3 protein-coding genes are annotated in these 4,759 nt (G+C 30.2%); all 3 read left to right on the forward strand.

Annotation, left to right across the window (positions count from 1 at the left end; translation table 11 throughout):
* Positions 1-82 precede the first annotated feature (82 nt).
* The 3 genes from Q3907_RS10450 (at position 83) to Q3907_RS10460 (ending at position 4,668) form a co-directional block, all read left to right on the forward strand.
* Entirely contained in the window at positions 83-3,379 is a 3,297-nt protein-coding gene (locus Q3907_RS10450; RefSeq protein ID WP_301898224.1) for a DEAD/DEAH box helicase family protein, read from the forward strand.
* Between the two features lie 151 nt (positions 3,380-3,530).
* Complete coding sequence (locus tag Q3907_RS10455) at positions 3,531-3,983, forward strand: DUF2798 domain-containing protein (RefSeq protein ID WP_301898225.1); 453 nt, start codon at positions 3,531-3,533, stop codon at positions 3,981-3,983.
* A 67-nt stretch (positions 3,984-4,050) separates the two neighbouring features.
* Entirely contained in the window at positions 4,051-4,668 is a 618-nt protein-coding gene (locus Q3907_RS10460; protein ID WP_301898226.1) for a YggS family pyridoxal phosphate-dependent enzyme, read from the forward strand.
* The last annotated feature ends 91 nt before the right edge of the window (positions 4,669-4,759 follow it).

Here is a 4,759-nt window from a genome sequence, read left to right on the forward strand (position 1 = left end):
GTCGATAAATCAAAATATGACGATATGTATATAAGGTATTAAAATAAAGATATGAATAAGTATAAAGAAAGTGAGGTACACTATGACAAATTTTGATTATTTAAAAAAAGAGAGTGAATTTGAAAGTTTTATCGATATAGCAATCATTGCTGAAAAGACATATAAAGTCGATAGTAATACTTGCATCATCAATTGTCGTAGAGCAACGGAAACGGCAATTAAGTGGATGTTTTCGGTTGACAATGATTTGGTTGTGCCTTACAAAGATAATCTACATACTTTGATGAATTGTGATACTTTTAGAAAAATAATTGGAGATGATTTATGGAAACGTTTGGAATTTATTCGTCGCTATGGAAATGAAGCTGCTCATAATAGTGGAGATAAGGCTAAAAACATTGCAGAAATATGTCTAAAGAACCTTTTCTACTTCATGGATTGGATAGCATATTGTTATGGTGATGAATATGAAGAAAGAGAATTTGACGCAACTCTTTTAGAAAAAGAAGATTTAGTTTCGATTCCAGAAATAAACGTAAATATTGATTTAGATGCTTTGATTGAAGAAAATAAATCTTTAAAAGCTGAATTAAGTGAACGAAGAGTACAACAGCAAAATACATATGTGTCAAAGCCTTTGGATTTATCTGAATATAAAACACGTAAATTATACATTGATGCGATGCTTCTTGATGCTGGTTGGATTGAAAATAAAGATTGGATCAATGAAGTAGAACTAGATGGAATGCCAAATAAATCTGAAGTAGGATATGCTGATTATGTATTGTATGATGACATGCAAAAGCCATTGGCTGTTATTGAAGCTAAAAGAACATGTATAGACATTTCTAAAGGTAGACAGCAAGCAATCTTATATGCCAACATCTTAGAAAAACAATATGGACGTAGACCTGTTGTTTTTCTTACAAATGGTTTTGAAACAAGAATTATCGATAATCACTATCCAGAAAGAAAAGTATCTTCTATTTATTCTAAAAGAGATTTAGAAAAGTATTTTAATTTAATAAGTACTAGAGCTCATTTGAAATATATTAATATAAACAAAGATATTGCAGGTAGATATTATCAAGAAGAGGCTATTAGAGCTACTTGCGAAGCATTTGATCAAAAAAACAAAAGAAAAGCATTGCTAGTTATGGCGACTGGTTCTGGTAAGACTAGAACTGTTATTGGACTTGTTGATGTGCTTTTAAATGAAGGGTGGATCAAGAATGTATTATTCTTGGCAGATAGAAATTCGTTAGTTACACAAGCCAAAAGAAGTTTTGCGAATATGCTTCCTAACTTATCGTCTACAAATTTAGTTGAAGATAAATCCAATTATAATGCACATGCAGTATTTTCTACATATCCAACTATGATGGGATGCATCGATACTGTTAAAGAAGATGATAAAAAATTATTTACTTGTGGACACTTTGATTTGATCATTTGTGATGAAGCGCATAGATCGATTTATAATAAATATAGAGATATTTTTAATTATTTTGATGCTCCAATTGTTGGACTTACAGCTACCCCTAAAGATGAAATCGATAAAAATACATATGCAATATTTGAATTAGAAAATGGTGTTCCTACGTATGGATATGAACTTGCTCAAGCTGTAAAAGATGGATATTTAGTCGATTTTCTTTCAGTTGAAACCGATTTAAAATTCATTTCTCAAGGCATTGCGTGGGATGAATTATCAGATGAAGAAAAAGAAGAATATGAAGATACATTTGCAGATGAAAATGGAAATATACCAGAATATATTGATTCTTCCGCATTGAATTCATGGGTATTTAACGAAGATACAATAAGAAAAGTTTTAAAGACTTTATTTGACTATGGTATTAGAGTTGATTACGGACAAAAGATAGGTAAAACAATTATTTTTGCAAAAAATCATATGCATGCCGAAAAAATATTTGAATTATTTAATAAAGAATATCCAGATTTGAAGGGTTACGCAAAAGTTATAGATAATAAAATCAACTATGCTCAAAGTGCGATTGACGAATTTTCTGATTCTAATAAACTTCCACAAATTGCGATTTCTGTAGACATGCTAGATACAGGAATTGATGTTCCAGAAGTAGTGAATCTTGTTTTCTTTAAAAAAGTAATGAGTAAGGCAAAATTTTGGCAAATGATTGGAAGAGGGACGCGATTATGTCCGGGATTATTAGATGGAAATGATAAAAAAGAATTTTATATCTTTGATTTCTGTGGAAACTTTGAATTTTTTAGAATGAATAAAGGCAAAGCATCGGCTAATGCGATAGCTGTCCACGGTGCTATCTTTAATCTAAAATTCCAAATCACCTATAAGTTGCAAGATTTAAATTATCAAACAGAAGAGTTAAAAGAGTGGAGAAAACAATTAGTTGAGGAAATGGTTAGTAAGGTAAAAGAATTGGACCGTAATAAGTTTGATGTGCGCCAACACATTAAATATGTTGATCTATATTCAAATCCAGATAATTACAACTCTTTAACCTATGAAGATTGTCTAGATGTGAAAGAAGAACTTATTCCATTGATTAAGCCAGATGATGACGATATCAGTGCAGTTCGTTTTGATGCATTGATGCATGGAATTGAATTGGCTCACTTAGCACAGAAAAAATATCCTAAGTATAAAAAGGATCTTTTGAAAAAAGTAAAGAGTATCGCTAGCGTTGCAAATATTCCTGAAATACAAGTACAGTCTGAACTTTTAGACAGAATCTTACACACAAATTATTTAGAAGAAAGTGATATCGATGATTTTGAACTTATTAGAAAGAATCTTCGTGACTTGATTAAGTATATTCCTAAAACGGGAAAGGTTTACACAACTGATTTTGAAGATGACATTTTGTCTGTTGATTGGAATGAATCAGATTTGGAAAATGATGATTTACAAAATTATAAAGATAAACTTGAATATTATATTAAACAACATCAAAAAGATAATCCAGTTATCTTGAAACTAAAAGAAAATAAACCATTAGATAAAAATGATATGGATGAACTAGAAAAAATTATATGGAATCAACTTGGAACAAAACAAGATTATTATTCTGAGATTGGTGAAAAACCACTTGGTGAATTTGTTCGTGAAATAGTCGGACTAGATATGAATGCCGCAAAAGAAGCTTTCTCTAAATATTTGGATGAAAGAGAAATGAATAGTAATCAAATCTATTTTGTAAATCAAATCGTAGAATTCATTGTTCGCAACGGAATGATGAAAGATATGTCTGTTTTACAAGAATCTCCTTTTATCGATAAAGGTAATGTAGTTGAATTGTTTGGTGATAATATCAATTTGTGGAGCGGTATTCAAAGCATTATAAGCAGCATAAACAAAAATGCAAATTATGTATAAAATCGCTATTCATCAGTAAGAGTCATTCTTACTGATTTTTTATTACAAAATTAGAAAATTTATGGTATTATTACTAGCGTTCACTTTTTGGTACATATTGGAAACGTCTTTGATTGAACAACACAAAAAGTCATTTAGGAGGAGAAAATATATGCCAAAAACTAAATTCGAGAATATTGTATTTACTTTATTTATGTCTTTTTTAATGGTTTATGCCATGATTTGTTACAACATCGCACTGAATATGGGTGGTATGTCCAATCGAGTCTTTTTATTAGCTTTTCATGAATTGATTATCATGTGGCCTGTTGCCTTTATTTTAGAATTTTTCTTTGTTGATAAATTAGCACATTACTTTGCGTTTAAAGTTGTAACGCCAAATGATCGACCTTTCTTTATTACACTTGCGATTTCTTTCTACATTATTTGTATTATGTGTCCAATCATGAGTTTGATTGCGACCATTCTATTTAAAACTCCAGGTATCCAAATTATTTCAGTTTGGTTTATGACTATTTTATTTAATTTTCCAATGGCTTTCTTTTGGCAGATTTGTTATTGTGGGCCAACGATAAGATGGTTGTTTGGAAAGCTATTTAACTAGAAGCAACGTATTGCTTCTTTTTTTTCTTCGTCTATAATTAAATTTGTATTGAAAGGACTGTTTTAATATGAATAAAGAATTGATTGAAGAACTAAAAGCACAGGATTTTAATGTAGTGGCTGTATCTAAAACGCGTACAAAGGAGGAAATTGATGAAGTCGCAAAAATGGGACTAACTACTTTTGGAGAAAATCGTGTACAGGAATTTATAGATAAGTATGATCCAAAATATACTTGGCACATTATTGGGCATCTACAGACAAATAAAGTGAAGTATATTGTTGGAAAGGTTGATGTGATTGAAAGCTTGGATTCATTGAAACTTGCTGAAGAAATTGAAAAACAAGCCAACAAACATGGCATCATTCAAAAGGTATTAGTAGAACTAAAAATTTCGAAAGATCCAAACAAGACGGGATATCCTTTTAAGGATGCCAAAAGCTTTATTTCTCAATTGCAGGAATTTAAACATATTCAAATTAAAGGCATTATGTGTGTGGCTTCAAAAACAGATGATCAAGAATTAGTTGAGTCTGAGTTTGAACAGATGCATACTTTATATTTAGAATTAAAAGAACAATATCCTGAAATGGATACTTTATCTATGGGCATGTCTCAAGATTATAAGTTAGCTGTTAAACATGGATCAAATACAGTTCGTATTGGGCATGCAATTTTTGAATAATACCAAAAGAAAAAACCGATATATTGATTATTTAAAATGAATATATAAAACTAGATAGGGATAAATCAACCTTTAAAAGTCATAGGGATTT

Origin of the sequence: uncultured Holdemanella sp., from assembly GCF_958348295.1 — a bacterium.
Classification (GTDB): Bacteria; Bacillota_I; Bacilli_A; order Erysipelotrichales; family Erysipelotrichaceae; genus Holdemanella.

Bases quoted from the DNA above. Each gene is read 5' to 3' on its own strand.
- Q3907_RS10460 (WP_301898226.1), top strand. From the start codon at position 4,051: ATGAATAAAGAATTGATTGAAGAACTAAAAGCACAGGATTTTAATGTA.
- Q3907_RS10455 (WP_301898225.1), top strand. From the start codon at position 3,531: ATGCCAAAAACTAAATTCGAGAATATTGTATTTACTTTATTTATGTCT.
- Q3907_RS10450 (WP_301898224.1), top strand. From the start codon at position 83: ATGACAAATTTTGATTATTTAAAAAAAGAGAGTGAATTTGAAAGTTTT.